We start from the raw sequence: 23,989 nt of genomic DNA, 5'->3' as shown, positions 1-23,989 counted from the left end.
CTAATCGATCGGCGCCTTGGGCAATTTGGCGACGCCCGGCTCAACAACGAAAGTCTGATCAAGCGAAAACCATTCGCCGGAGACGTCCGGGGCCGGCGCCGGGCCGGTATGGGCCACGAAATTGCCGATCAGCGCCCGGGTGACGCCGAACTGCACATCGGTGTCCAGCTTGTCGTCGTCCTGAACATAAATTTGCGAAATGTGGGTTTTGAAGCCTTCCTTGAAGATCAGGAAGTGCAGATGCGCCGGCCGGTAATTGTGGCGGCCGGCGTGGCGGAGCAAGTCGCCCACCGGGCCGGTGATCGGAATCGGATAGCCGGCCGGCTTGACGCTGCGGAAGGAGAACCGGCCCTGGCGATCGGTCGTGAACTTGCCGCGCAGATTCATGTCGGCCTGGCTGTCATCCTGCTGCTCGTAGAACCCTTCAGGCGAGGAATGCCAGACATCGACTTCGGCGCCCGCGACCGGATTGCCCTGGGTGTCCTTGACGGTGCAATTGACGAACAGCATCGGGCCCGGCGTCGGCGAACGGACGATCGAGCCACCGTTTTCCGTACGCGGCGAGTTCAGCCGCCAGAACGGCCCCAGCAGGTTGGCGGTGGTTTCGGTCTGGCCGTTATTGCCGTTGTTCAGGAGGCAGACCAGCGCGGAGAAGCCGAGCGACCCGCCCATCAGCACCACTTCGTTGTGCGAGGCATTGGTCAACTGCCCGAGGCGGGCGACGATCGCCGCGCCCTTGTGAAATTCCTCTTCGGTGAGATGCACCTCGCGCGCAAAGGCATGCAGATGCTTGACCAGGGCCGCAACGATCTCGCGCAGCCGCGGATCGTCGATCCGGCTGTAGGCCTCGAGAACGGCGGGCGTGACGTCGGCTTGTGACTTGATGATCATCGCTTTTCGTTTCCTGCCCGCTTTGTTCTTCTTTTACCTACGGCGACGGCGCCTTGTCGTGGAAGAACTCATAGATCTTGCGCGCCATCTCCGCATTGATGCCCGCGACGTGCTGGAGATCGGCAATGCTGGCGCGCTCGATGGCCTTCAGGGTGCCGAAGTGGCGCAGCAGCGCGCTCTTGCGGGTGGGCCCGATCCCTTCGATCTCCTGCAGCCCGGCTTCACGGATATCCTTCTTGCGCCGCGTGCGATGCGAGCCGATGGCGAAGCGATGCGCCTCGTCGCGCAGCCGCTCGACGAAATACAGCACCGGATCGCGCGGCGGCAGCTTGAACGGGTTCTTGCCCGGCATGAAGAAAGTCTCGCGGCCGGCCTCGCGATCGCGCCCTTTGGCGATGGCGACCAGCGGCACATCGGTGACGCCCATCTCGGCGAGCGTCTCCTGCGCGGAACGCAACTGGCCCTGCCCGCCGTCGATGAGAAGAAGATCGGGCCAAGGCGACTCGCCGGGCTCTTCCGTGGGCTCCATCGGCGGGCCGCCCGCCATCGCCGCAGCCGCCGCGACCTCGACCGAAGCCCTTGGGCTCTCGTCGATCAATCGTTTGAACCGCCGCTGCAGCACCTCGCGCAACATGCCGTAATCGTCGCCGGGCGTCAGTTCAGCCGACTTGATGTTGAACTTGCGGTACTGGTTCTTGCGGAAGCCCTCCGGGCCCGCGACGATCATGCCGCCCACTGCATTGGTGCCGGCGATGTGGCTGTTGTCATAGACTTCGATACGCCGCGGCGGCTTCGGCAGGCCGAACGCTTCGGCCAGCGCATTGAACAACCGCTGCTGCGACGCCGTCTCGGCGAGCTTGCGGCCGAGCGCCTCGCGCGCATTGGCCAGCGCATGCATCACCAGTTCCTTGCGCTCGCCGCGCTGCGGCACAACCACTTCGATCTTGCGCTCGCTCTTGGCCGACAGCGCATCGGCCAGCAGTGCGCGCTCCTCGAAATCGTCGGAGGCGATCACCAGTCGCGGCGGCGGCTTGTCGTCATAGAACTGCGCCAGGAACGCGCTCAGCACCTCTCCCGCCCCTAAGGCGCGATCCGCTTTGGGGAAGTAAGCGCGGTTGCCCCAGTTCTGGCCGGTGCGGAAGAAGAACACCTCGACGCAGGTGTAGCCGCCTTCCTGATGCACGGCGAAGACGTCGGCTTCCTCGATGGTGCGCGGGTTGATGCCCTGCGTCGTCGTGATTGCCGACAATGCGGCCAGACGATCGCGATAGATCGCCGCGCGCTCGAAATCGAGCGCGTGCGAGGCCTGGTCCATTTCGGCCGCAAGCTGCTTCTGCACGTTGCGGCTCTTGCCGTCGAGAAACGCATTGGCCTCGCGCACCAGCTCCTGATAGCCGGCAAAGTCGACTTCCTGCGTGCACGGACCGGAGCAGCGCTTGATCTGGTACAGCAGGCACGGCCGCGACCGCGACTCGAAGAAAGAGTCCGAGCACGAGCGCAGCAGGAAGGCGCGCTGCAGAGCATTGATGGTGCGGTTCACCGCGCCGGCATTGGCGAACGGCCCGTAATAGCGCCCCGGCCGCGTACGCGCACCGCGATGCTTCAATATCTGCGGGGCCCAGTGATCCGAGGTGATGAGGATATAGGGAAACGACTTGTCGTCGCGCAGCAGCACGTTGAAGCGCGGCCGCAAGCGCTTGATCAGGTTGGCCTCAAGCAGCAGCGCTTCGGTTTCGGTCGCGGTGGAGACGAACTCCATCGACACCGTCGCCGAGATCATCCGTGCAATGCGTGCGTCGTAAGCGACCGGGCGCGTGTAGTTGGCCACGCGCTTCTTGATGCTCTTGGCTTTGCCGACATAGAGCACATCGCCCTTCGCATCGATCATGCGATAGACGCCCGGCCCAGCCGGCGCATGTTTGACGGCGCGCGCGATCGCGGCGCGCCCGTGCGCGAGCGTGCCGGCTTCCGCGTCTGGTTCTGAGAGATCGAGCTCGGGCAGCGTCGGCGCGTCGTCGTCTTCGCGCAATTCGCTGGCCGGATCGATGTCCTTACGGGCGCCGTTCATGGGGCGAATATAGGCCGTGCGGCGATCTTGGCCACTGCCCTACTCTGTGATGTCCGCATCGGGCGTCCGCCAGGACAAATGCTGCCCGCCATCCACCGCAATGGTCATGCCGGTCACGCTTTGGGCGCTGGCGAGGTAGACCACCGCCGCGGCGATATCCTGCGGGGATGGTCCCTTGCCAAGCGGCACCAGCGCCGCCTGCTCGGCGAATTGGTCGCCGTTCTGCCGCGGGCTGGGCAAGGTTGGGCCCGGCGCCACCGCATTGACGCGCAGCGGCGCCAAACCTTGCGCCAGCGTCGTCGTCGCATCATGCAGCGCAGACTTGCTCAAGGCGTAGGAAAAGAACTTCGGCGTCGGCCGCAGCACGCGCTGATCCACGATGTTGACGATCGACGAACCGGCATTGCGCGGCGCCTGCGCGGCGAATGCCTGGGCGAGAAACAACGGCGCCGTGAGATTGACCGCCAGGGTGCGCTCGAAGCCCTCGCGCGTCATAGAGGCGATATCGTCCTCATCGAACAGGCTGGCATTGTTGACCAGCAACGTCAGCGTGCCGAAGGCGGCTGCCGCCGGAACGATAGCGGCTACCGCACCTGCATCGGCCAGATCGCCGAGGACCACCGCGGCGCGACCGCCGTCGCGCTCGATCTCCGCCGCAATACCTTCGGCCTCTTCGCGCGAATGGTTGGCGTGCAGCACCACCGCGTAACCGGCGCGCGATAAAGCGATCGCGATAGCGGCACCGATGCGCCGCGCCGCGCCGGTAATAAGAGCCGCTCGCGGCACTACTGTTTCTGAAATGGCCACCACTTCATTCAACTCATCGGCACAGAGGTTGGCAAGTCAACATGGTAAACGCGGCAGAAAGCATAAAGCGCAACCGTTCTTTAGGGATAACGGGGTGTCAGGGTTAGCGGGTAATAACCGCTTAACCGCCAAAGCGCGATAACTCGTCCACGAAAAATTGTCCAAGTTTGGCAACCAAGCGCCAACAACAGTCAGACCTTTCCGCGAATGCGGAGTGCGTGAGTAGGTGGAGAGTAAAATGAAGAAGCAAATTCTGGCGATGACCGTTCTGGCGGCCGCTACGGCGGCAACTGCCGCTTCCGCCGCCGATCTGCCGCGCAACAACTACTACTCGCAGCCCGCCCAGGGCACGTACTACAACTGGGCTGGTTGGTATGCCGGCGCCGTCGTCGGCTATCAGTGGGGTGACGTGCCGGGCACCAACACCAAGCCGAGCGGCATCCTCGGCGGCCTGACCGGCGGCTACAACTGGCAGAGCGGCCAGTTCGTGTTCGGCGGCGAAACCGACCTGCAGATCTCGGGCGCCGACGATACATTTGCCCCCTACAAGTTCTCAAATCCGTGGTTCGGCACCCTGCGCGGCCGCGCCGGCATGGCCTGGAACAACGTCCTGATCTACCTCACCGGCGGTATCGCCTATGGCGGCCTCAAGGGCGAAAGCGGCGCGCTGTCGGAAACCAAGACCCATATCGGCTGGACCTTGGGCACCGGCGTCGAATTCGGCCTCGCCCAGCAGTGGTCGGCCAAGATCGAATATCTCTACGCCGACCTGAGCAACCGCACCTATTCGATCACGGGTGTCGGCAACGGTCTCGAAACCAGCATGATCCGCGTCGGTGTGAACTACCGCTTCTGACCGACGCCGCTGCAGCCCGTTCGCCGGGCCGCACAATTCAAAGCCCCGGACCGCCAGGTTCGGGGCTTTTCTTTTGCGCTCACGTATTCAGCGGAGTAATTATGGTAAACTTTCAGCTAATACTTTCTGATTAAGTATTCATTTATGAATTTGATGACCGCGAATGGTCAAAATTGCGGCGAGAACGCGGCAAATCAACGTCGTCCCGGTGTCTTGACACGATCGACAACTTCCTGACTTGTGTTGCTTATTTGCACTAGACGCTTTTTTGAAAACGAATACTGTCCCGTCAGGTTTTGGGGCTACACGACGGAGAGTTGGAAATGAAGCGTTTCGTACTTGCTGCTGCCGCTATCGCGGTGTCGATTGGCGCGGCCAATGCCGCGGATATGGCCCGCCGCCAGGCGATGCCGACCAAGGCGCCGGCTTATGTCGCCCCGATCTACAACTGGTCGGGCTTCTATGCCGGTATCAATGGCGGCGGCGGCTGGGGCCGTAGCTCGGTGTCCGGCCCGCTGTCGACCGGCGGCAACTTTAACACCTCGGGCGGCCTCGTCGGCGGCACCTTGGGCTTCAACTATCAGGCCGGTCAGATCGTGTACGGTCTGGAAGGCGACATCGACTGGACCAACCTTAAGGGCTCGTCCACCTGCGCCGTCGGCGTGAGCTGCGAAGCCAAGAACAACTGGCTCGGCACCGCGCGCGGCCGCATCGGCTACGCCTTCGATCGTTACCTGCCCTATATCACCGGCGGTCTCGCTGTCGGCGACGTGAAGACTTCGGCGACCGGTCTCGGTTCGGCGTCGTCGACCAAGGCAGGCTGGACGCTCGGCGGCGGCGTCGAAGCCGCGATCGCCGGCCCGTGGACGGCCAAGGTCGAATATCTCTACGTCGACCTCAAGGACGCCAATGCGCCGGCCGGTTCGTCGACCGACTTCCGCACCAATGTCGTGCGCGGCGGCCTGAACTACCGCTTCTAAGCGTCAAACCAAAGAAACGAAGAAAAACCCCGGACTTCGGTCCGGGGTTTTTTGTTGCCCGAATGCAACGCCCCCAAAGTTCCACATTACAAACTCACTTCGCCTACACGAATCGCGGAACGCAACAACCCATTGCGCGTTTTCTCGCCATCGGGGGACGGCGCGCTCGCGTCCGTCCGAATGAGTTCCATTCGAAGCGCGATGAGGTGCGTCATGAAAAACATTCTTCTCGCCACAGCGAGTGTCTTGGCTTTGGGCGCCGTATCGGCGCAGGCTGCAGACATGCAGCGGCCCATGCCGACGAAGGCGCCGGCCTATGTTGCGCCGGCACTGTATAACTGGACTGGCCCCTATGTCGGTCTCAGCGGCGGCGGCTCGTTCGGTTCGGGCTCCGACACCGGAATCGTCGGCGGCACGCTCGGCTACAATCTGCAGAGCGGCCCGTGGGTGTTCGGTCTCGAAGGCGACATGAACTGGCTGAGCCACAGCAGCGCCGCCGTTCGCAACAACTGGCTCGGTACCGTACGCGGCCGCGTTGGCTACGCGATGGGCGCCAGTGGCACTATCATGCCTTACGTGACGGGCGGCGTGGCGTTCGGCGACATCAGCAACGCGGTTGCTGGCGTCGGTATGGTCAGCGATACCAAGACTGGCTGGACGCTGGGCGGCGGCGTCGAAGCCGCAATTTCGGGTCCGCTGACCGCAAAGCTCGAATATCTCTATGTCGATCTCGGCGATGGACCGACGCTCGCGGGTGTTGGCTCGAACTATCACACCAACATCATCCGCGCGGGCCTCAACTATCGCTTCTGAGGCAAGAGAAGGCTGGCTGACTGAGCAGACTCAAAGCCCCGGCGCCTCGCGCCGGGGCTTTTTTGTTGGGCCTGATTTCACGTCAGGTTGGTGCCTTGGTCCTGGCGAAGGCCGGCACGCGCGCAGCAAACTGGTCGAGCCAGGTCACCAGCTTCGGATGATTCTTGCGCCAGGCACCGGCGAGACGCAGGTCGAGATAGCCGAGCGCACAGGCAAGCGCGATCTGTCCGACGTCCGGAGTTTCGGTCAGCGCCGGCGGCGCTGCTTCGAGCACGGCCAGGGCCCGATCGGTCTTGCTCTGCTGACGATCGAGCCAGGCCTGAAACCGCATCTCCGGAGTCCGGAAGCGGCCTTCATAGACAATGAGCAGCGTGGCTTCGAGAATGCCGTCGCACAAGGCCTGCAGGCGCAGCGCGGCGAAGCGCGCTTTCGGCTCCTTCGGTAAAATACGTCCGCCGCCGGCAAGGTGATCGAGATATTCAACGATCACCCGCGAGTCGAACAAGGTCGAGCCGTCCTCGAGGATCAGCGTCGGAATCTTGCCAAGCGCGTTCTGGTCAAGGAAGCCAGATTCCGGGGCAATAGTATCGGTATCCTCAAGCTTGATCTGGTCGGCGAGGCCGAGCACGTCGGCGGCGATCTTCACCTTGCGGACGAACGGCGATGCAGGGCTATGACGCAAAATCATCATTGGCGAATTCCATGGCTCGCGCGGGTGCTTGTCGGTTTCCGCGCCGGTGACGACAAAAGCTCAGGGTTGGCGCGCGCCGATGACGCGCGCTCCCCAAGCTTTTGCACACGGACGCGCCGCTGTCGCAAGCGCGTCGTGAAACGGTGTTAGCTAACGACCAGATTGACGGCCTTCGGCCCTTTGCCCTTCTTGTCGGGCTCGACGTCGAACGAGATCTTCTGTCCTTCGTTCAAGGTCTTCAGGCCGGCCTGCTCAACGGCGGTGATGTGAACAAACACATCGCGTGCGCCGTCGTCCGGTTTGATAAAGCCATAGCCCCGTTCGGTGTTGAAAAACTTCACCACGCCAGTTTGCGCCATTTCAGTCGATCCTCCCCACGCAATCGCCGGCCCCACGCACGGCGAATGACACGGCTTCCAAAGAACGGGGAAAGCATCGGCCTCTTCAAGGGCCTCAGTGATTCCGCCGGCCCCCACACGAGAGGCAGAACGCCATTGCCAGTTCACGGACTACACACCAAGTGCGGGCGCGGGAAAAGGGGCCATTTGTGCTGCTTAAGTCGCAGCGTGACGCGGCGCGGTAGAAATTAGTTCTCTCCGGCCAGCCAATCGAGCCGGTAGCCGCCACTATTGGTTTCACGCGCAAGCACTTGCGCCAGCAGCGGTAGCAAGACCTCGAGCTCGCGCTCCAGCGTCCAGGGCGGGTTCACCAGAATAAACCCCGACCCGTTGAGCCGGGTCTGGTCGCGAACGGGCGATACCAGGTGCTCGGCGCGCAGCACCTTGGAAATCCCCAGCTTGCGAACGCGCTTGGCCAGTTCGTCCGCTTCGCCCCGGCCCTTAATCGGATACCAGAGCGCGTAGATGCCGGTCGCCCATTTGCGATGCGCCACACCGAGCAGGTGCGACAGACGATGGAAATCAGCCTCCTCCTCGAACGGCGGATCGACCAGCACCAGACCGCGTCGCTCCGGCGGCGGCACATAAGCCGACAGCGCGGTCCAGCCGTCGATGGCGATCGACTTGATACGACCGTCATTGTCCAGGTTTCGCGCCAGGGCACGGACCGCATCCGGCTCGATCTCGCAAGCAATCAGCTTGTCCTGCGGGCGCAGGAAGGCGCGCGTCACCGCAGGGGAACCGGGGTAGATCTTGAGCTGGCCGCGCTCGTTGAGGGCGCCAAGGACATCGAAATAGGGCTTAAGCAACGTGGCGGCGTCGGCCGGAATATCGCCGCTTTCGGCCGCCGCCATCAGCCGGCCGATGCCCCCCGGCCACTCGCCGCCGCGGCGCGCCTCGCTGCTTGTCAGGTCATAGAGACCGGCGCCGGCATGGGTGTCGATGACGCGGAACGCCGCCGGCTTCTCGCACAGGTAATGAAGGATGCGGCACAGCACGACGTGCTTGAACACGTCGGCGAAATTGCCGGCATGAAAGGCGTGGCGATAGTTCATGACTGCCGCTTAGGACAAAACGATCAACGCTTCAACGCGGCTCGCCGCGCAGTCCGAATTCGCGGCGGGGGTGAACATAATGCGGCGGCGGCGGCTCGATCCGGCGGAGGGTCAGCCGCATCAACACACGCCCCAGCGCCGCGCGCAGACGCCGCGGCGACAGGGACGCCCATGCCGCCTTTGGCAGCAGCTTTCCCGCTACACGGCCGCACAACAGAAGGCACAGCCGCGCCAACACCCAGAAGGCCGCCAGCATTCCGATCAGATGCAGGCCGGGCGACAGCGGCGCCAAATCCGATCCGGCTGCCGGCCACAACGCGACGTAGCTGAGGCCGACGAACCAGACGACGAAACGGATGTAATCCTTCACGCGGTCCATGGCGATTTCCGGCACACAGGCTTCAAGACGCGCGAAAGATCGCGCTAACAGAGCACCGGAGTAAAGCCGGATGTGTCGCGAACGCAGGTGTTTTCCGCGAGCGTGCAATGCGAGCGTTAGCGCGCGCTTAATGGGATCGCAGAGTCATCGCCGCGAATAAACAGGCGTTATCGGCCACCACGGATCGCCGGCATGGCAACCTTGTCACGCCGGCACGAGCGGCGCGCCGTTTCGGGACAGGTGTGGAAGGCAAAATCCTTCGACATGCAGATGCGCACTTCGCTCAGGCGCTTGCTGTCGCAGGTGACGGCGATCTGCTCCTGTGTCAGGCCCGGATTGGCCTGGACGAAAGCCGCGGCCACGTCGCCCGGCGACACCATGACGGGCTTGTCGTGATCGAGATAGATGTCGGGGATCTTCACCGCCGCGCGCGCTTTGCGCACGTTCTCGAAATAGGCGTTCGACGACAGGCCCGAGCATGTGCCGTGCTTGTCCCACTCGTGATAGACAAGACGCGGGCTCGGCATCAGATCGAGCATGGCACCGACGATGGCGCGGTTGAGCCGCGGTGCCGGCACCTTGCAGTATTCCGGAAAGCCCCGATCATATTGCGGCCAAAGGCCATGGACGACGAAGGCGAAAGGCCGGCCGCCGCACTGAACGTCGGCATTGCGCGAGGCGCCACGCTCTGCCGATGCCTCGCAGTAAGACGGCGACCACGACAGCGACAACACATAGAAATCGAACCGGCCCGGCGCATTTTGCCGGCGGTCCTGCTGTGCCCGGGCGTCCTGGGCAAAAGCCACGACGGCAAACAGAAAAACAAAGCAGCAGGTCACGGCACCGGCGCGGGCAGACTTGGCCAGCCATCGCAGGGCAGGAAGACGCCACACCGCATTCCCGGCCGGATCCGACCACGCCATTAACGCCCCCAACAGAACAAAGCCGGAATTGACCTAAAACAAGGTTTCCCGGAACTTAGACCAATTACAGGAACATATCAAGAACAAATCTGCGCATCCCGGCGACGTCGGCTGGTGCTCAGATTGAAATGGCAGGAAGGGCAACAGCTCAGGGCCGCGCCATCTTGCAGGCTGGGCTGTAGACCATGTTGCTGTCGAAACCGACGACGCAATAGGTCACGCCCCAGGTGGCGCCGATCATGCCGCCGTCTTCGGTGATGTAGTAATTCACCACGTGCTTGCGGCCGGTGGAGACATCGGCCACCGCCGAGCAGAAACGGCGCGGCACGGTGCCCTTCGCCCACGGGCTGTAAGCAACCTCGCGGACCCTCTCGTAGCCAAGAATTTGGACATTCGAGTTCCAGAACCGCGCCTGCGTGCTTTCGAACCGGCTGGTGATCTCGCCGAGCGCCGCCTCGCAAGACGGCAGGTCGCCGTCATAGTTCGGGCCGGACAGATAGATGCCCTTTTCGATCCAGCCGGCCGCACGGGCCGAACCGGACTGGGCGGCCCAAGCCATCAGGACCACCGCGCTGGCGACCGAGGCCAAACTGACGATACGAAACATCTGGCGAACCATGAACCGAACTCCCGCTGACGGCGTCATTCTAGCCCAGCGGCCAGCCCATCGGAAGGACGCAAAAACCACACCGCGCCGATATCGCGCGCCACGTCCACGGGCGCAGCGGCCTTCGATTCACAGATTCGCCGCCGTCAATGCGAGTTGACCACAGATTCGCGGCGCCCCGGACTCGTGAACGGGCTTGCATCGCCGCATGATGCGCCGCGCTCGAATCGAGTCGTGTTGTTGGATTCGTCGTGATTGTGACGGGCACATCCGTCGGCCGAAGCGTTTTGTCCTCGGCGTTGCGTTGTGTGCGTATGTTCGTGCGTTCGTTGCGTTGTATGCGTTGCGTTCAAAAGCGTTTGTTGCGGCGTTGGCTGCCGGCGAAAAGCGTCGGCAGCCACGCCGGCAGTTTAATAAAACTGCCCTCTCATCACGATCTCCAGTTGCCAAGCACCGCCTGCGCCAATGTCAGCGCCGCGACCGCAGCTGTGTCGGCGCGCAGGATCAACGGGCCGAGCGACAGGCGCACGATATTCGGCCGCTGCATCAGCAACGCGCGTTCGTCTTCGGAAAATCCGCCTTCGGGCCCGATCAGCACTGCCATCGGCATCGGCGCCAGCGCTTCGTCCGGCACCAGCGCGCTCGGCAGCGGTCGGGCACGGCGCAATGCCTTCACTGGGTCCGCGACCTCGGCATCCTCGTCGCAGAAAATCAGCAGCCTGTCGGGATCGTGCAACGCGACAGTCTTGAGCTGGATCGGTTCGGCGACCTCGGCAAGATTGAGCACACCGCATTGCTGCGCGGCCTCGACGACATTGGCGCGCATGCGCTCGAGATTGATCCGCGTCACCTGGGTATGCTGGGTCAGTACGGGCCTGAGCCGCGAGACGCCGAGTTCCACCGCCTTCTGCACCGTGTAGTCGAGCCGGGCGTGCTTGAGCGGCGCGAACAGGAACTCGAGATCGGGGGCCTCCGGCTGCGGCCGCATTTGCCGATCTATCCTGACGGCAAGACGCTTGCCGGCCCCGGTAAGCTCGGCCCCCCATTCGCCGTCACGGCCGTTGAACAAAAGCACGGCGTCCCCGGCGGCGAGCCGCAGCACATTGCCGAGATGATTCGCCTGATCGCGGTCGAGTGGAATTTCGGCGCCGGCGGCCAGCGCGGTATCGAGATAGACGCGGGGGGTGCGGAAATCGTATTGCGGCATGAACAGACTGGCTTTGGCTCGATTTCGGACGTGCCGGAGGACGGATCACGGGGCGGCGATTTAACGCAAAATGCCGCCTTCCCGACGCATTCGGCGAGTTGTTATAAGCTTGCCAACAGCCCGCCGCCTAATCCGGCGGCGCCTCGAAAGGATTAAGTTATGAGCCGCTGCCGGGCTCTCGCCATTGCTGCCTGCCTTGCCACGCTTCCCGTCGGCGCGCCGGCTCTGGCCCAGAGTGCCTGGCCGGCCCCGCCGCAGGCCCAGCAGCCGGCGCCCGCAGGCGCCTGGCCCGCAGCCCAGCCCCAGGCCGAAGCGCAGCAGGCTCCGGCCGGTGCCTGGCCGGCTCCCAATACGCAATCTGCGCCTGCGAGCGCATGGCCGGCCCCGCAACCTTCGCAAGGACAGGCACCGCAGGCCCCGGCACAACAGAGCTTCGTGCCGCCATCGGCCGGCTTTGGCGCGCCCATGGGTATGCAGCAACAGCAGCAGGAGCCACCCTGCTTCAAGGAATTCGCCAAACTCAGCCAGGACACGGGCAAGAAGCGCAGCGCCATCGAGCAGGCGGGCAAGAAGCGCGTGCCGCCCGCGGTCGCCTGCCGGCTGTTCAACGAATACACCGCGTCCCAGGGCAAGCTTCTCAAATACGTGGCTGCGAACACCGCCTCGTGCGGCATGCCGAAGGACCTGCTCGACAATTTGACCAAGAGCCAGGCCCAGGCCACCGAAATCCGCACCCGCGTCTGCGAGGTCGCCGCTGCGCCGCCGAAGCCGGCCGGCCCGACCTTGAGCGACGCGCTCAGCGCACCGGTGCCGGATTCCGGCAACATCAAAACCGGCCGCGGCGGCACCTTCGACACGCTCAGCGGCTCGCCGCTCGCGCGATGAGCGAGACCGGCGGACGCGTTGCCGACTCAACCGGCAACTGGGTCGATCTCTACGCGCCGGGACAGTTCCGTCCTTACCTGCGGCTCGCCCGCCTCGACCGGCCGATCGGGTCGTGGCTGCTCCTCATGCCATGCTGGTGGTCGGTCGGTCTCACCGGCCTGACCATGGATCGGCTGCCGAGCCTCACGCACATCGTGCTGTTCTTTGTCGGCGCTTTCGCGATGCGCGGCGCCGGCTGCACCTGGAACGACCTGGTCGATCGCGATCTCGACGCGAAGGTTGAGCGGACGCGCTCGCGTCCGATCCCGTCGGGTCAGGTGACCGCCAAGCAAGCCGCCATTTTTCTGGTCGCGCAGGCCCTCATCGGCCTCGTCGTGCTGCTGCAGTTCAACCGCTACACGGTCATGACCGGACTCGCCTCGCTGCTCGTGGTCGCGATCTATCCCTTCATGAAGCGAGTCACCTATTGGCCGCAGATCTTTCTCGGTCTCGCCTTCTCATGGGGCGCACTGATGGGCTGGCCCGCGGCTTTCGGCCGGCTCGATTGGGCCCCGGTCATTCTCTACGCCGGCGCCATCTGCTGGGTGATCGCCTACGACACCATCTACGCGCATCAGGACCGCGAAGACGACATGATGATCGGCATCAAGTCGACCGCCCTGTTGTTCGGGCAGAACACCAAACAGGCGCTGACGCTGTTTTATTCCGCGGCGGTGGTGCTGATCGGCATCGCATGCGTCATGGCCGGCGCCAGCTGGATCACGCTGCTTGGCCTCGCCGGCTTCGCCGTTCATCTCGGCTGGCAAGTTCGCCGCATCGATATCGACGACCCGGCGCTGTGCCTGACACTGTTCCGCTCCAACCGCGACGCCGGCCTTCTTCTGTTCGCAGCCATGCTGATCGACGCGGCGGTCTGAGCAGGCTTAAAAATCCGCCGGGCTGCGCCCCGCGTTCGATGCCCGCTGCGGCACGACGATCGGCCAGCCGCGCCCCCGCGGCGCCGGAGTGGCGTCCTCGGCGCCCGTGGAAATGTCCGGTCCACCGCCGATCGAGCCGGTCACCATATCGTCAGCATCCTCATCATCGAGGCCGTCGGCGCCGGGGATCGCATCCAGGATTTTCTTGAGCTTGTCCTTGTCGGTGCTGCCGATCGAGCCCGTGTATTCCTTGTTGCCATTCTTCGCGGCGTAAACTGCGCGCGCCTTGGCCGCGACGACTTCCCCGGGGATCGCATCGGGGCGGCATGGCCGGCGGCCGCTCTTGCGCCGCATCAGGTCAACGTGGATGTGGTTGTAATGCGCGGCATTGTAGCCGGGCGCCAGCACCGTGCTGAAGGTGTCGCAGGCGGCGAGTTGAACGTCGTGCAGGAAGCCCTGCTCTTCCGGTGTGCCGCGCCAGCCTTTCTGCACCGAGATCTTGCGGCCGTCGGCGAGCGTGAAGCCGGCGATATCGAGCGCATTGCCGAAGGCATGTTCGGAAATGCCGCTGCCGCCGGCACCATTCATCTGCCGGCACGAATAGGCCGAGATCTGCTTGATCTCCGCAACCGGCGAGCCGAACCAGCGCAAGGCGGCCGGCTGCACGCCGCCCGCCACCCAGCGATCGAGCGCCGAGACGATCGGGCACGACAATGTTGCGGTCGGCGTCAGCGTCGCCGGGGCAATGGCGCCGGTGCGGATCGGCGCGTCGAAACGCGAGTCGCGAGATGGCCCGAGCGGCGGCGGTGTGTAGCTCGCCTGCCGTGGCGGCGGTTCATTGTAGGCAGGCTGCGCCTGACGGCGGCTGTTCGGCACGATGGCATCGTCGGGGATGTCGTCGGGCGGCGGCGCATTCACGCCGGGCGGGTAGATCGACATCGGCCCGGCGCCGACCGGCGCAGAACGCGGCTCGGCGGCGCGCGGCGGCTGATAGGTCGGCGGTTGATAGGTCGGCGGCGCGCTGACCTGAGGTGCATTGTATTGTGGCGCGGCCGGTTGCGCATTGGCCGGCGGCGGCCCCTGCATCCAGCGCATCTGACCGTTGTCGGCCGGCGGCGCATAATTCGCCGGTCCTTGCTGAACAGGGCGCGCCCGCTCGGCCGGCCAGTCCGGCATGGAGGCGCCGACACGACCCGGCGGTCGCGGTGGGGCTTCGGCGTAGCCGTAACTCTGGCTGCTCTCACCGAGCGCCAGAACCTTCAGTGGGAAGTTGGCGCCGCAGACGCCCGGCCCTTCGATCGGCTCCGCGCGCACGATGGCGCCGCCGAGTTTCACCGCACCCGACTGCATGCACTGCGCCTCGGCCTGGCCACGCCAGGCGGCGCGTTCGACGCCCCACATGCCGCTGCGCCCGCAACCGGCGAGCGCCAGCAACGCAGCAAAGCCACAGCCAAGGAAAAAACGCGGACCGGCCTTCATGACCGGTAAAATGCGACGCGTATATTTAACGAGACTTCAAGGCTGGCGCGCGGGAAAGCGGTAAGGCTAAGGAACCGTTAATGACGGGCTCAGGCGACCAGCGCATGAAAAATCCGCCCCGTCTCCGGGGCGGATTTCATGTCATGCACGATGCGGGTCCTACTGACCCGCCGCCTTGATGCCGAGCGTCTTGCCGATCTCGCCAACTTTGTCGCTCTGTTCCTTGAGCGCCGCAGCGAACTCAGCCGGCGAACCCGGATTGACGACCTGCCCGGTGGCGGCCAGTTTCGGATTGATCGCCGGATCGTTGAGCATGGCGCGAATATCGGCGGCGATCTTCTCGCGCACCGCGGGCGCGACCGACTTGGGGCCGAGCACGCCAACCAGGCCATCGAGCTCCAGCGACTTGTAACCGGCCTGCGCCGCGGTCGGGATTGCCTTGAGCATCTCGGCCGTCTGCACGTTGGTGAGCGCAATCGCCTTGACCTTGCCGGCATCGACGCGCGGACGCATGATCGCATAGGCGCCGACGAAAGCCTGGATGCGGCCTTCGGCGACGTCGTTGATTGCCGACACCGGATCCTTGTACGGCACCCGCGTCATTTCGAGTTTCTCGGCTTTCAGAAACGCGGCAAAAAGCAGATCGTTGGCGCCCGTGACCGAGGCATAGTTCAGCTTGCTGGGCTCGGCCTTGATCTTCGCCACCAGTTCCTTGATCGACGACACGCCAAGATCGGCCGGCACGCCGAGCGCAATCAGCGTGTTGGTGACGCGCGCGATCGGCACGAGATCGGCCGGATTGTATGGCATCTTCTCGTGCAGCAGCGGATGCGCGGTGAAGGTCGACGCCGGCGCAAACAGCAGCACGTGATCGTCGTTTGCACCGATCACCGCATTGATCGCCAGGATGGCGTCGCCGCCAGGCCGGTTCTCGACCACGACGGACTGGCCCCATTTGGTTTGCAGCTTGTCGGCAAGAATGCGCGCGGTGATATCAGCGCCGGAACCCGGACCCAGCGGGATGATGAAACGCACAGTGCGGGTTGGCCAGTCCGCCGCTTTCGACCAAGCCGGCGCCGAAGCGAGCGCAGCGAATGACAGAAGCGCGAGAGCGAGCACGCCGAGACGACGCATATTTCCTCCGATGACTTTTTTATGAACGGCGCGATTGTTGCCGATTCAGAAGGACCGCAAAGCTGAGCCTTCTCGGTAGGGCAGCGCCCGGCATGGCGTCAAGACCGCCTCTGGCCGCACGGGCAACAGCACTTGTGCTATGCAAATTTCGCCGCCGCACGGGCTCTGCACTGCACAAAGCTGCCCACTCCGCACCGGTTTGGCGCCGGCGCACCACGCAACGACAGGATGTTCCGGGTGAGTATTGCCGATTTTTACGCCAGCGGCAGCAAGAACAGCGCGCGATCAATCGCTTAACGAGTCATTCCGCATCCGCATGGCGCCGCTCGCTTCTTTTCGGCGATTTACATGCAATCTGCTTCGGGGGCCATCGCCGCTGTGTTATAAACAACTCCATCGTCAAACAGGGAGGCACTCATGGACATCGCTCTGCGCCTGAACGTGCTCGCTGTGTGCGCCGTATTCGCTTTTGTCGGCGCTGTGCTCTTCGGAGCTTTTTAGAACGCCGAGGCTTCAAGACAGAACACCGGGGCACGCGCTCGCTCCGGTGTTTTTATTATTGCGTCACGCCGCCACTTCGCTCGTCACCGCATTCGGACAAGCGTGAACTCACCGACATTACGTCGCATCGACCGCGCGACCGCGCCCATCGCCCACCACCACGCGGTTCCGGCCGCTCTCCTTGGCTCGATAAAGGGCGCCGTCCACCGCTTGCACAACCTGGGCATGCCCGGAGGATTGCGTGATCTCGACGACGCCAATGCTCGCCGATACCCGTAAAATCTTGTCATTGAAGGAGATCGGCAGCGACGCGATCACTTCCCGAAGACGTTCCGCTATCTCCTGTCCTTTCACGACCCCGGCATGAGGCAAAAGCACCAGAAATTCTTCGCCGCCGACGCGGAAGACTTTGTCGAAGGGGCGGACGTTGTTGGTCATCGCCTTGGCGATGACCCGCAGAACCTCATCACCGGCTGCATGGCCAAAAGTGTCGTTCGTGCGCTTGAAATGATCGATATCCAGCGCAAGAAGCGCCGCTGCTTCTCCGTGCCGCTGAATGCCAGCCTGAACCTCGGCGAAAGCTTCTTCAAACGCCCGGCGGTTGCCCAGTCCGGTCAGGCTGTCCTTGTGCGCGAGCTCGTCGAGCGCAGCCTCGGATTCATGAATTCGCCCGATCATATGATTGAACTCTTCGGCGACGCGATGCAGTTCCGGTGGCAATTGAATCTGGATTCGATGACGGCGATCACCTTCAGCAAACCGGATCGCACCATCCACCAGACGATCCACACTGTTCGACAGGACGCGGCCGATGATCAGTACACCAAGGGCGACCGTCAGCATCGACAGCGCGCCGGCAATTCCCGCGAGCCACAACGACCTTTCATAGAACCGAACCGCGATATCGTGATCCTCGTCTATCCGCGCGGCGATGCGCGTATGAACCGCCGCCAGCTTGTCGCTTGCCGCGGTGATACCGCCATGGAATCTGTGAAAGATCGCATCCTTTTCGGCATCGTCGGCGGGGCGGGCTACTGAGATCAGAGTCGTCGCGTGGCGTTCCGCCGCGGTCCAGTCGGTACGCGCACTATCCAGGATCGCCTGAACGGCCGGCTCGTCCTTGAGAGCGCCGCTTAGCTCCGCGAACGTGGTCTCAATCTGCGTGCGGAGATTGCGATACGGCGGGAGATGAATCGGATCGTGATCTTCGACGAATTCGTCGATCGACGACAGCGCTTCCCAAAGCATGACGCGGAGCTTTTGCGCCGGGATGACCTGCTGCCGCTGACGAGAAGAAACGTCGTGGAACGGCGCGATGACACCCCAATTGAGCAACAGGTAGCCACCGGTGGCCGATACAACGACCGGCAGCAGCGCGACGAGCATGCCGAGCCCAACCCAGTAGCGCAGGGATTTTGTCTTTAACAACCCGATCAAAAAAGAACTCCGATGCACATGAGCAGGCCGTCGGATACAATTATTTGTATCTGCGTCTCGTTCACAAGACGCAAACGGAAACAGTAAATTAGGAGTTCTGCCAACACCCGACTACCGCTTGCTGGCAAAAGCGATAGTACTTTCGCGACGAGGCGCCGGAAAATGCTGCTCTGAAGGTGACGGCCTTTAAGCCGCCACTTCGCTCGTCACCGCATTCGGATTGTAATTGAGGATCGGCGCCAGCCAACGCTCGGTTTCTTCGATGCTCCAGCCCTTGCGCCGCGCATAATCCTCGACCTGATCGCGCTCGATCTTGCCGACGCCGAAGTAGGCCGCCTGCGGATGGCTGAAATAAAGCCCGCATACCGCCGCGCCCGGCCACATCGCATAGCTCTCGGTGAGCTTCACGCCGATGCGCTCGGCCTGCAGCAGATCGAACAGCGCGCCCTTCTCGGTATGATCCGGCTGCGCCGGATAGCCCGGCGCCGGGCGAATGCCCTGATATTTCTCGGCGATGAGATCCTCGTTCGACAGCGACTCGTTCGCCGCGTAGCCCCAGAATTCCTTGCGCACGTTCTGGTGCAGCCGCTCGGCGAAGGCCTCGGCGAGACGATCGGCCAAAGCCGACACCATGATTGCGGAGTAATCGTCATTGGCGCGCTTGAAGCGCTCGGCGATCACATCCTCGCCGATGCCAGCCGTCACCGTGAAGGCGCCGATGTAATCCTTCAACCCCGAGTCGCGCGGCGCAACGAAGTCCGACAGCGATGAATTGAAGCGTCCCTCGCGCTTGGAGAGCTGCTGGCGCAGACCGTGCAGCACATGGACTGGCTTGTCGCGATTTTCGTCGGCATAGACATGAATGTCGTCGCCGACCGAATTGGCCGGCCAGAAGCCGAAGGCGCAGCTCGCCTTGAACCACTTCTCGGCGACAATCTTCTCCAGCATCGCCCTGGCATCTTTGTAGAGCGAGCGCGCCGCCTCGCCCACCGTCTCGTCCTCGAGGATATTCGGATAGCGGCCCGACAGTTCCCAGGTCTGGAAGAACGGCGTCCAGTCGATGACTCCGACCAGATCGGCCACCGGATAGTCCGCCATGATCTGTGCGCCGATGAAGCTCGGCTTGGGCGGCACATAAGCCCCGGACCAGTCGAGCCTCAGTGCATTGGCGCGCGCGGCGGCCAGCGACAGCCGCGCCTTGTCCTCCTGCGCGCGCGCGTGGGCATCCGCGATCCTGCGATACTCGGCGCGCACGTCGGAGACATAGCCCGCCTTGTTGTCGGCCGACATCAGAGCCTGCGCCACGCCAACGGCGCGGCTGGCGTCGTTCACATAGACCGCCTGCCCGCGCCGGTAGTTCGGATGGATCTTCACTGCAGTGTGGACACGGCTCGTGGTCGCGCCGCCGATCAGCAGCGGCAGGTCAAGGCCCTGACGCTCCATCTCGGCCGCGACATGGCACATCTCGTCGAGCGACGGCGTGATGAGACCGGACAGACCAATGATATCGGCCTTCTCGGCCTTGGCCGTTTCGAGAATCTTCGCCGCCGGCACCATGACGCCGAGATCGATGACCTCGTAATTGTTGCACTGGAGCACGACACCGACGATGTTCTTGCCGATGTCGTGGACGTCGCCCTTCACCGTCGCCATCACGATCTTGCCGTTGGACGAACGCTCCTGCGCACCGCCGGCAAGACGGCGCTCTTCCTTTTCCTTGTCCATGAAGGGCATCAAATAAGCGACCGCCTGCTTCATCACGCGTGCGGACTTCACCACCTGCGGCAGGAACATCTTGCCGGAGCCGAACAGGTCGCCGACGATATTCATGCCGTCCATCAGCGGGCCTTCGATGACGTCGAGCGGACGCGGCAGCTTCACGCGCGCTTCCTCGGTGTCGGCCTCGACAAAGTCGGTGATGCCGTGGACCAAAGCATGGGCGAGGCGTTTTTCGACCGGCTGGTCGCGCCATTTGAGGTCGACCTGCTTGGCCTCCTGCCCGGCGCCGCGGAATTTGTCGGCCAGCGCCAGCAGGCGCTCGGCGGCGTCGGGGCGCTTGTTGAGCACCACGTCCTCGCACGCCTCGCGCAGCTCGGGATCGAGATCGTCATAAACCGCCATCTGGCCGGCATTGACGATGCCCATATCCATGCCGGCCTTGATGGCGTGATAGAGGAACACCGAATGCATCGCCTCGCGCACGCGCTCATTGCCGCGGAACGAGAATGACAGGTTCGATACGCCGCCCGACACATGCACGCCCGGCAGGTTCTGCCGGATCCAGCGCGTCGCCTCGATGAAGTCGACGCCGTAGTTATTGTGCTCCTCCATGCCGGTGGCGATGGCGAAGATGTTCGGATCGAAAATGATGTCCTGCGGCGGAAAGCCGACGCGGTTCACCAGAATGTCGTAGGCGCGCGCGCAGATCTCGGTCTTGCGCGCAAAGGTATCGGCCTGGCCTTTCTCGTCGAAGGCCATGACGACGACGGCGGCGCCATGGCGGCGCACGACCTTCGCGTGCTCGACGAAAGACTCCTCGCCCTCCTTCATCGAGATCGAGTTCACCACCGCCTTGCCTTGCAGGCACTTGAGCCCATTCTCGATGACGGAGAACTTGGAGGAGTCGACCATCACCGGCACACGGGCGATATCCGGCTCGGCAGCGATGAGGTTGAGGAAGGTCTTAATCGCCTCTTCCGAGTCGAGCAGGCCTTCATCCATGTTGACGTCGATGATCTGCGCGCCGTTCTCGACCTGGTCGCGCGCGATCGCCAACGCGGCGGTATAGTCGCCAGCGGTGATCAGCTTCCTGAATTTCGCCGACCCGGTGACGTTGGTGCGCTCGCCGACATTGACGAATGGAATTTCCGGCGTCAGCGCGAAAGGCTCAAGCCCCGACAGGCGAAGCTGCGGCGCAATCTCGGGGAGCGCGCGCGGCTTGTGCGGCTTGACCGCCTTGGCAATCGCCGCGATGTGATCCGGCGTGGTGCCGCAGCAGCCACCGACGACATTCACGAGACCGGCCGAGGCGAATTCCTCGATCAGCTCGGCCATGAATTCCGGGCTCTCGTCGTAATAGCCGAACTCGTTGGGCAGGCCGGCATTCGGATAGGCGCAGATAAATGTATCGGCGACGCGGCCGAGCTCTTCGATATGCGCGCGCATTTCCTTCGCGCCGAGCGCGCAGTTGAGACCCGCCGTGATCGGTCGCGCATGCTGCACGGCGTTCCAGAACGCCGCCGGCGTCTGTCCCGACAGCAAGCGGCCGGACATATCGGTGATGGTGCCGGAAATCATCACCGGCAGATCGAGATTGCGCTCGGCGAGAATTTCCTCGATGGCGTAGATCGCCGCCTTGGCGTTGAGCGTGTCGAAGATGGTTTCGATCAGCAGGAGATCAGCGCCGCCGTCGAGCAGCCCGCGCACTTGCTCGCCATAAGCCGTGCGCAACTGGTCGAAGGTGACGGCGCGGTAACCGGGGTTCGACACGTCCGGCGAGATCGACGCGGTGCGGTTGGTCGGTCCGAGCGCGCCGGCGACAAAACGCTTCACGCCATCTTCGGCCTCGGCGTCGTTCGCCGCCTCGCGCGCCAGCCGCGCGCCCATGACGTTGAGCTCGTAGGCAATGCCTTCCATGCCGTAGTCGGCCTGGGCGATGGTCGTCGACGAGAACGTGTTGGTCGAGACGATGTCGGCGCCGGCCTTGAAATACTTGTAGTGAATATCGCGGATGGCGCGCGGCCGCGACAAATTGAGCAGATCGTTGTTGCCGCGCACTTCGCGGTTCCACGCGTCGAAGCGCGCGCCGCGATAGCCCTGCTCGTCCAGCTTCAGTTCCTGGATCATGGTGCCCATGGCGCCGTCGAGCACAAGAATGCGCTCGCGCATGGCGACGGCGAGGAGATCGCGGGTGCTGGGCTTGGACTCGGTCACGTCACGTAACTCCTGATTCACGCCGCCTCCTGCACCTGTGGGCGCAGACCCAGCAGATGACAGATCGCATAGACGAGATCGGCGCGATTCATGGTGTAGAAGTGGAACGAGGTGATGCCGCGATCGAGGAGATCGATCGCCTGCTCGGCAGCGACCGCCGCGGCGATCAGCTTGCGCGTCGCCGGATCGTGATCGAGCCCGGCGAAACGTTCGGCCAGCCAGGCCGGCACGGTGGCGCCGGCGCGCGCCGCGAAATTCCTGGCGGCGCCGAAATTCTGCACCGGCAGAATGCCGGGCACGATCGGAATGTCGATGCCCCGGGCCCGCACGCGATCGAGATAACGGAAGTAGAGATCGTTCTCGAAGAAGAATTGCGTGATCGCCCGCGTCGCGCCGGCATCGACCTTGCGCTTGAGCGTGTCGATATCGGCTTCGAGCGTCGGGGAATCCGGGTGCCGTTCGGGATAGGCCGACACCGACACCTCGAAATCCGGTGCGATGCGCTTGATGCCGGCAACCAGCGCCGCCGCGTTCTCGTAGCCGCCCGGATGCGGCGTGTATTTGTCGCCGGCGCCGGTGATCGGGTCGCCGCGCAGCGCCACCAGATGGCGCACGCCGGCATCGTGATAATTGCGCACGATGCCGTCGATTTCCTCGCGCGTGGCGGCGACGCAGGTCAGATGCGCGGCGGGCGTCAGCGCGGTTTCGGCGAGAATGCGCTTCACCGTGGCGTGCGTGCGCTCGCGGGTCGAACCGCCGGCGCCATAGGTCACCGAAACGAATTGCGGCATCAGCGGCGCCAGGCGGGTGATCGCGTCCCACAAGGTGGCTTCCATCGCCTCGTCCTTGGGCGGGAAGAACTCGAAGGACACATCGATGCGATTATGACCGGCCGGCATGAACCGGCTCGGACGCAACTGACTGATCATTACGCCACCTCTCGCTTCGCCGGCTGCGCCATCAGCGCGCGGACATCGCGCGCCAGCCACAACGACACGGCGATCTTGCCTGCAGAGCCCGGCCGCGGCCGGAGGCTCTTGTGCATCATCGGCTCAAGGCCGGACTGCACGATCCATTGCGTCACCGTCTCCGGCGAAAAGCCGAGACGGCGATGCGCAAATTGCTCGCGCAGGAATTCCTGTTCATGCGGCGCGAAATCGACGACCAGCAGACGGCCGCCGGGCCGCAGCACGCGCGCGGCTTCGCGGATGGCGCGGCCGCCGTCGTCAAGGAAGTGCAGCACCTGATGCAGGATGATGACATCGAAGGAGTCGTCGGCGAGCGGCAGGTCGTAGAGATCGCCCTGACGCACGCTGCAATTCTTCAGACCGCCGCGCTCAAGCCGGTCGCGGGCGAGAAGCAGCATGTCCGGCGACAGATCGAGGCCAAGGCCGCGTTCGATCCGCGGCGCAAACAGTTCGAGCATGCGACCGGTGCCGGTGCCCAGATCCAGAAGCGACCTGAACGGCTTGTCGGCCAGCGCCTTGATAATCGCGGCTTCCACCGCTTCGTCGGCGACATGCAGCTTGCGGATGCGGTCCCAGTCGGCGGCGTGTTCGCGGAAATAGGCTTGCGCCGCGGCGGCGCGCGCCTTGCGCACCGAGGTCAGCCGATCGCGGTCGCGGGTGATCGTACGGTCGGCGGGATCGAGATGGCTGAGCAGCGCACGCGCGACCTCGGCGGCCTCGCCATGCTCGGCGAGGCGAAAGAATGCCCAGGTGCCTTCGCGGAATCGCTCGATCAGCCCGGCCTCGACCAGCAGCTTGAGGTGCCGCGAAATGCGCGGCTGCGACTGGCGCAGGATGTCGGTGAGGTCGGAGACGGTCAGTTCCGCTTCGGCGAGCAAGGCCAGCACGCGCAGCCGCGTTTCCTCCCCGGCGGCCTTGAGGACCGCGTTAAGGGCGTCGAAACCGAGGTGGCTCTGCGGCGTCTGGGGCATCGTGTCCGAACTGGCTTTTTCGGGAGCATTCCCGGCTTGGGCGGGCTCCCACCACATAAGGATATCTTTATACGCTTAAATGTGGCCCC

Annotated in this window: 21 protein-coding genes; 5 read left to right on the top strand and 16 right to left on the bottom strand. The window is 63.8% G+C overall.

What is annotated here, in order from left to right; all coding sequences use genetic code 11:
* Genes DXH78_RS10045 through DXH78_RS10035 form a run of 3 tightly spaced genes read right to left on the bottom strand, consistent with a single transcriptional unit; the run spans position 1 to position 3,745 of the window.
* On the bottom strand, positions 1-891 hold the full coding sequence (locus tag DXH78_RS10045; protein WP_115516901.1) for a dioxygenase family protein: 891 nt from the start codon (positions 889-891) through the stop codon (positions 1-3).
* Between the two features lie 37 nt (positions 892-928).
* Positions 929-2,959 carry an excinuclease ABC subunit UvrC gene (gene uvrC, locus DXH78_RS10040; RefSeq protein WP_115516900.1) on the bottom strand — a complete coding sequence of 677 codons (2,031 nt, stop codon included), beginning with the start codon at positions 2,957-2,959 and terminating at the stop codon, positions 929-931.
* A 39-nt stretch (positions 2,960-2,998) separates the two neighbouring features.
* Positions 2,999-3,745 (bottom strand): SDR family oxidoreductase, encoded by a 747-nt coding sequence (locus DXH78_RS10035; protein ID WP_115516899.1) that lies wholly within the window; start codon positions 3,743-3,745, stop codon positions 2,999-3,001.
* Between the two features lie 259 nt (positions 3,746-4,004).
* Between DXH78_RS10035 and DXH78_RS10030 the strand changes: the two genes are divergently transcribed.
* The 3 genes from DXH78_RS10030 to DXH78_RS10020 all read left to right on the top strand — a co-directional run bounded on the left by DXH78_RS10030 (position 4,005) and on the right by DXH78_RS10020 (position 6,415).
* Entirely contained in the window at positions 4,005-4,622 is a 618-nt protein-coding gene (locus tag DXH78_RS10030; protein WP_115516898.1) for an outer membrane protein, read from the top strand.
* A gap of 323 nt (positions 4,623-4,945) precedes the next feature.
* Entirely contained in the window at positions 4,946-5,602 is a 657-nt protein-coding gene (locus DXH78_RS10025) for an outer membrane protein (RefSeq protein ID WP_115516897.1), read from the top strand.
* Between the two features lie 213 nt (positions 5,603-5,815).
* Complete coding sequence (locus DXH78_RS10020) at positions 5,816-6,415, top strand: outer membrane protein (RefSeq protein ID WP_168192763.1); 600 nt, start codon at positions 5,816-5,818, stop codon at positions 6,413-6,415.
* Between the two features lie 82 nt (positions 6,416-6,497).
* Here the strand turns inward: DXH78_RS10020 and DXH78_RS10015 are convergent, their stop codons facing one another.
* The 7 genes from DXH78_RS10015 to DXH78_RS09985 form a co-directional block, all read right to left on the bottom strand.
* On the bottom strand, positions 6,498-7,106 hold the full coding sequence (locus DXH78_RS10015) for a glutathione S-transferase (protein WP_115516895.1): 609 nt from the start codon (positions 7,104-7,106) through the stop codon (positions 6,498-6,500).
* 146 nt (positions 7,107-7,252) lie between these two features.
* Positions 7,253-7,465: a cold-shock protein gene (locus tag DXH78_RS10010; protein WP_115516894.1), complete on the bottom strand. Its 213-nt coding sequence runs from the start codon at positions 7,463-7,465 to the stop codon at positions 7,253-7,255.
* 227 nt (positions 7,466-7,692) lie between these two features.
* On the bottom strand, positions 7,693-8,559 hold the full coding sequence (locus DXH78_RS10005; protein WP_115516893.1) for a 23S rRNA (adenine(2030)-N(6))-methyltransferase RlmJ: 867 nt from the start codon (positions 8,557-8,559) through the stop codon (positions 7,693-7,695).
* 31 nt (positions 8,560-8,590) lie between these two features.
* A complete protein-coding gene (locus DXH78_RS10000) occupies positions 8,591-8,938 on the bottom strand; it encodes a hypothetical protein (protein ID WP_115516892.1) in 348 nt (115 codons plus the stop codon).
* A 167-nt stretch (positions 8,939-9,105) separates the two neighbouring features.
* Positions 9,106-9,861 carry a ribonuclease T2 family protein gene (locus DXH78_RS09995; protein ID WP_115516891.1) on the bottom strand — a complete coding sequence of 252 codons (756 nt, stop codon included), beginning with the start codon at positions 9,859-9,861 and terminating at the stop codon, positions 9,106-9,108.
* A 148-nt stretch (positions 9,862-10,009) separates the two neighbouring features.
* The gene (locus DXH78_RS09990; RefSeq protein WP_115516890.1) at positions 10,010-10,480 is read right to left on the bottom strand and encodes a hypothetical protein; all 471 of its coding nucleotides are present in this window, start codon (positions 10,478-10,480) and stop codon (positions 10,010-10,012) included.
* 418 nt (positions 10,481-10,898) lie between these two features.
* Entirely contained in the window at positions 10,899-11,675 is a 777-nt protein-coding gene (locus DXH78_RS09985) for a 16S rRNA (uracil(1498)-N(3))-methyltransferase (RefSeq protein WP_115516889.1), read from the bottom strand.
* A gap of 159 nt (positions 11,676-11,834) precedes the next feature.
* Here DXH78_RS09985 and DXH78_RS09980 point away from each other — a divergent pair, with 159 nt between their 5' ends.
* Positions 11,835-12,560 carry a hypothetical protein gene (locus DXH78_RS09980; RefSeq protein WP_115516888.1) on the top strand — a complete coding sequence of 242 codons (726 nt, stop codon included), beginning with the start codon at positions 11,835-11,837 and terminating at the stop codon, positions 12,558-12,560.
* Positions 12,557-13,477: a 4-hydroxybenzoate octaprenyltransferase gene (gene ubiA / locus DXH78_RS09975; protein ID WP_115516887.1), complete on the top strand. Its 921-nt coding sequence runs from the start codon at positions 12,557-12,559 to the stop codon at positions 13,475-13,477. Before DXH78_RS09980 ends, ubiA begins: the two co-directional genes overlap by 4 nt.
* Positions 13,478-13,483: 6 nt before the next feature.
* Here the strand turns inward: ubiA and DXH78_RS09970 are convergent, their stop codons facing one another.
* The 6 genes from DXH78_RS09970 to DXH78_RS09945 form a co-directional block, all read right to left on the bottom strand.
* Positions 13,484-14,956: an extensin-like domain-containing protein gene (locus tag DXH78_RS09970; RefSeq protein WP_115516886.1), complete on the bottom strand. Its 1,473-nt coding sequence runs from the start codon at positions 14,954-14,956 to the stop codon at positions 13,484-13,486.
* Positions 14,957-15,115: 159 nt separating this feature from the next.
* A complete protein-coding gene (locus DXH78_RS09965; RefSeq protein ID WP_115516885.1) occupies positions 15,116-16,090 on the bottom strand; it encodes a Bug family tripartite tricarboxylate transporter substrate binding protein in 975 nt (324 codons plus the stop codon).
* 618 nt (positions 16,091-16,708) lie between these two features.
* Positions 16,709-18,028, bottom strand: coding sequence for a GGDEF domain-containing protein (locus tag DXH78_RS09960; RefSeq protein ID WP_147292607.1), 1,320 nt, complete (start codon positions 18,026-18,028; stop codon positions 16,709-16,711).
* Positions 18,029-18,214: 186 nt separating this feature from the next.
* Positions 18,215-21,961 (bottom strand): methionine synthase, encoded by a 3,747-nt coding sequence (gene metH, locus DXH78_RS09955; protein ID WP_283805617.1) that lies wholly within the window; start codon positions 21,959-21,961, stop codon positions 18,215-18,217.
* Positions 21,962-21,978: 17 nt separating this feature from the next.
* Complete coding sequence (gene metF / locus DXH78_RS09950) at positions 21,979-22,890, bottom strand: methylenetetrahydrofolate reductase [NAD(P)H] (RefSeq protein WP_115516883.1); 912 nt, start codon at positions 22,888-22,890, stop codon at positions 21,979-21,981.
* Positions 22,890-23,900, bottom strand: coding sequence for an ArsR/SmtB family transcription factor (locus DXH78_RS09945; protein WP_115516882.1), 1,011 nt, complete (start codon positions 23,898-23,900; stop codon positions 22,890-22,892). The genes metF and DXH78_RS09945 overlap by 1 nt, the downstream gene beginning before the upstream one ends.
* Positions 23,901-23,989: the final 89 nt, after the last annotated feature.

The organism is Undibacter mobilis (genome assembly GCF_003367195.1).
In the GTDB taxonomy this organism is placed as follows: domain Bacteria; phylum Pseudomonadota; class Alphaproteobacteria; order Rhizobiales; family Xanthobacteraceae; genus Pseudolabrys; species Pseudolabrys mobilis.
The sequence above is the reverse complement of the archived record's forward strand: the minus strand, read 5'-3'. Positions and strand labels throughout refer to the sequence as shown.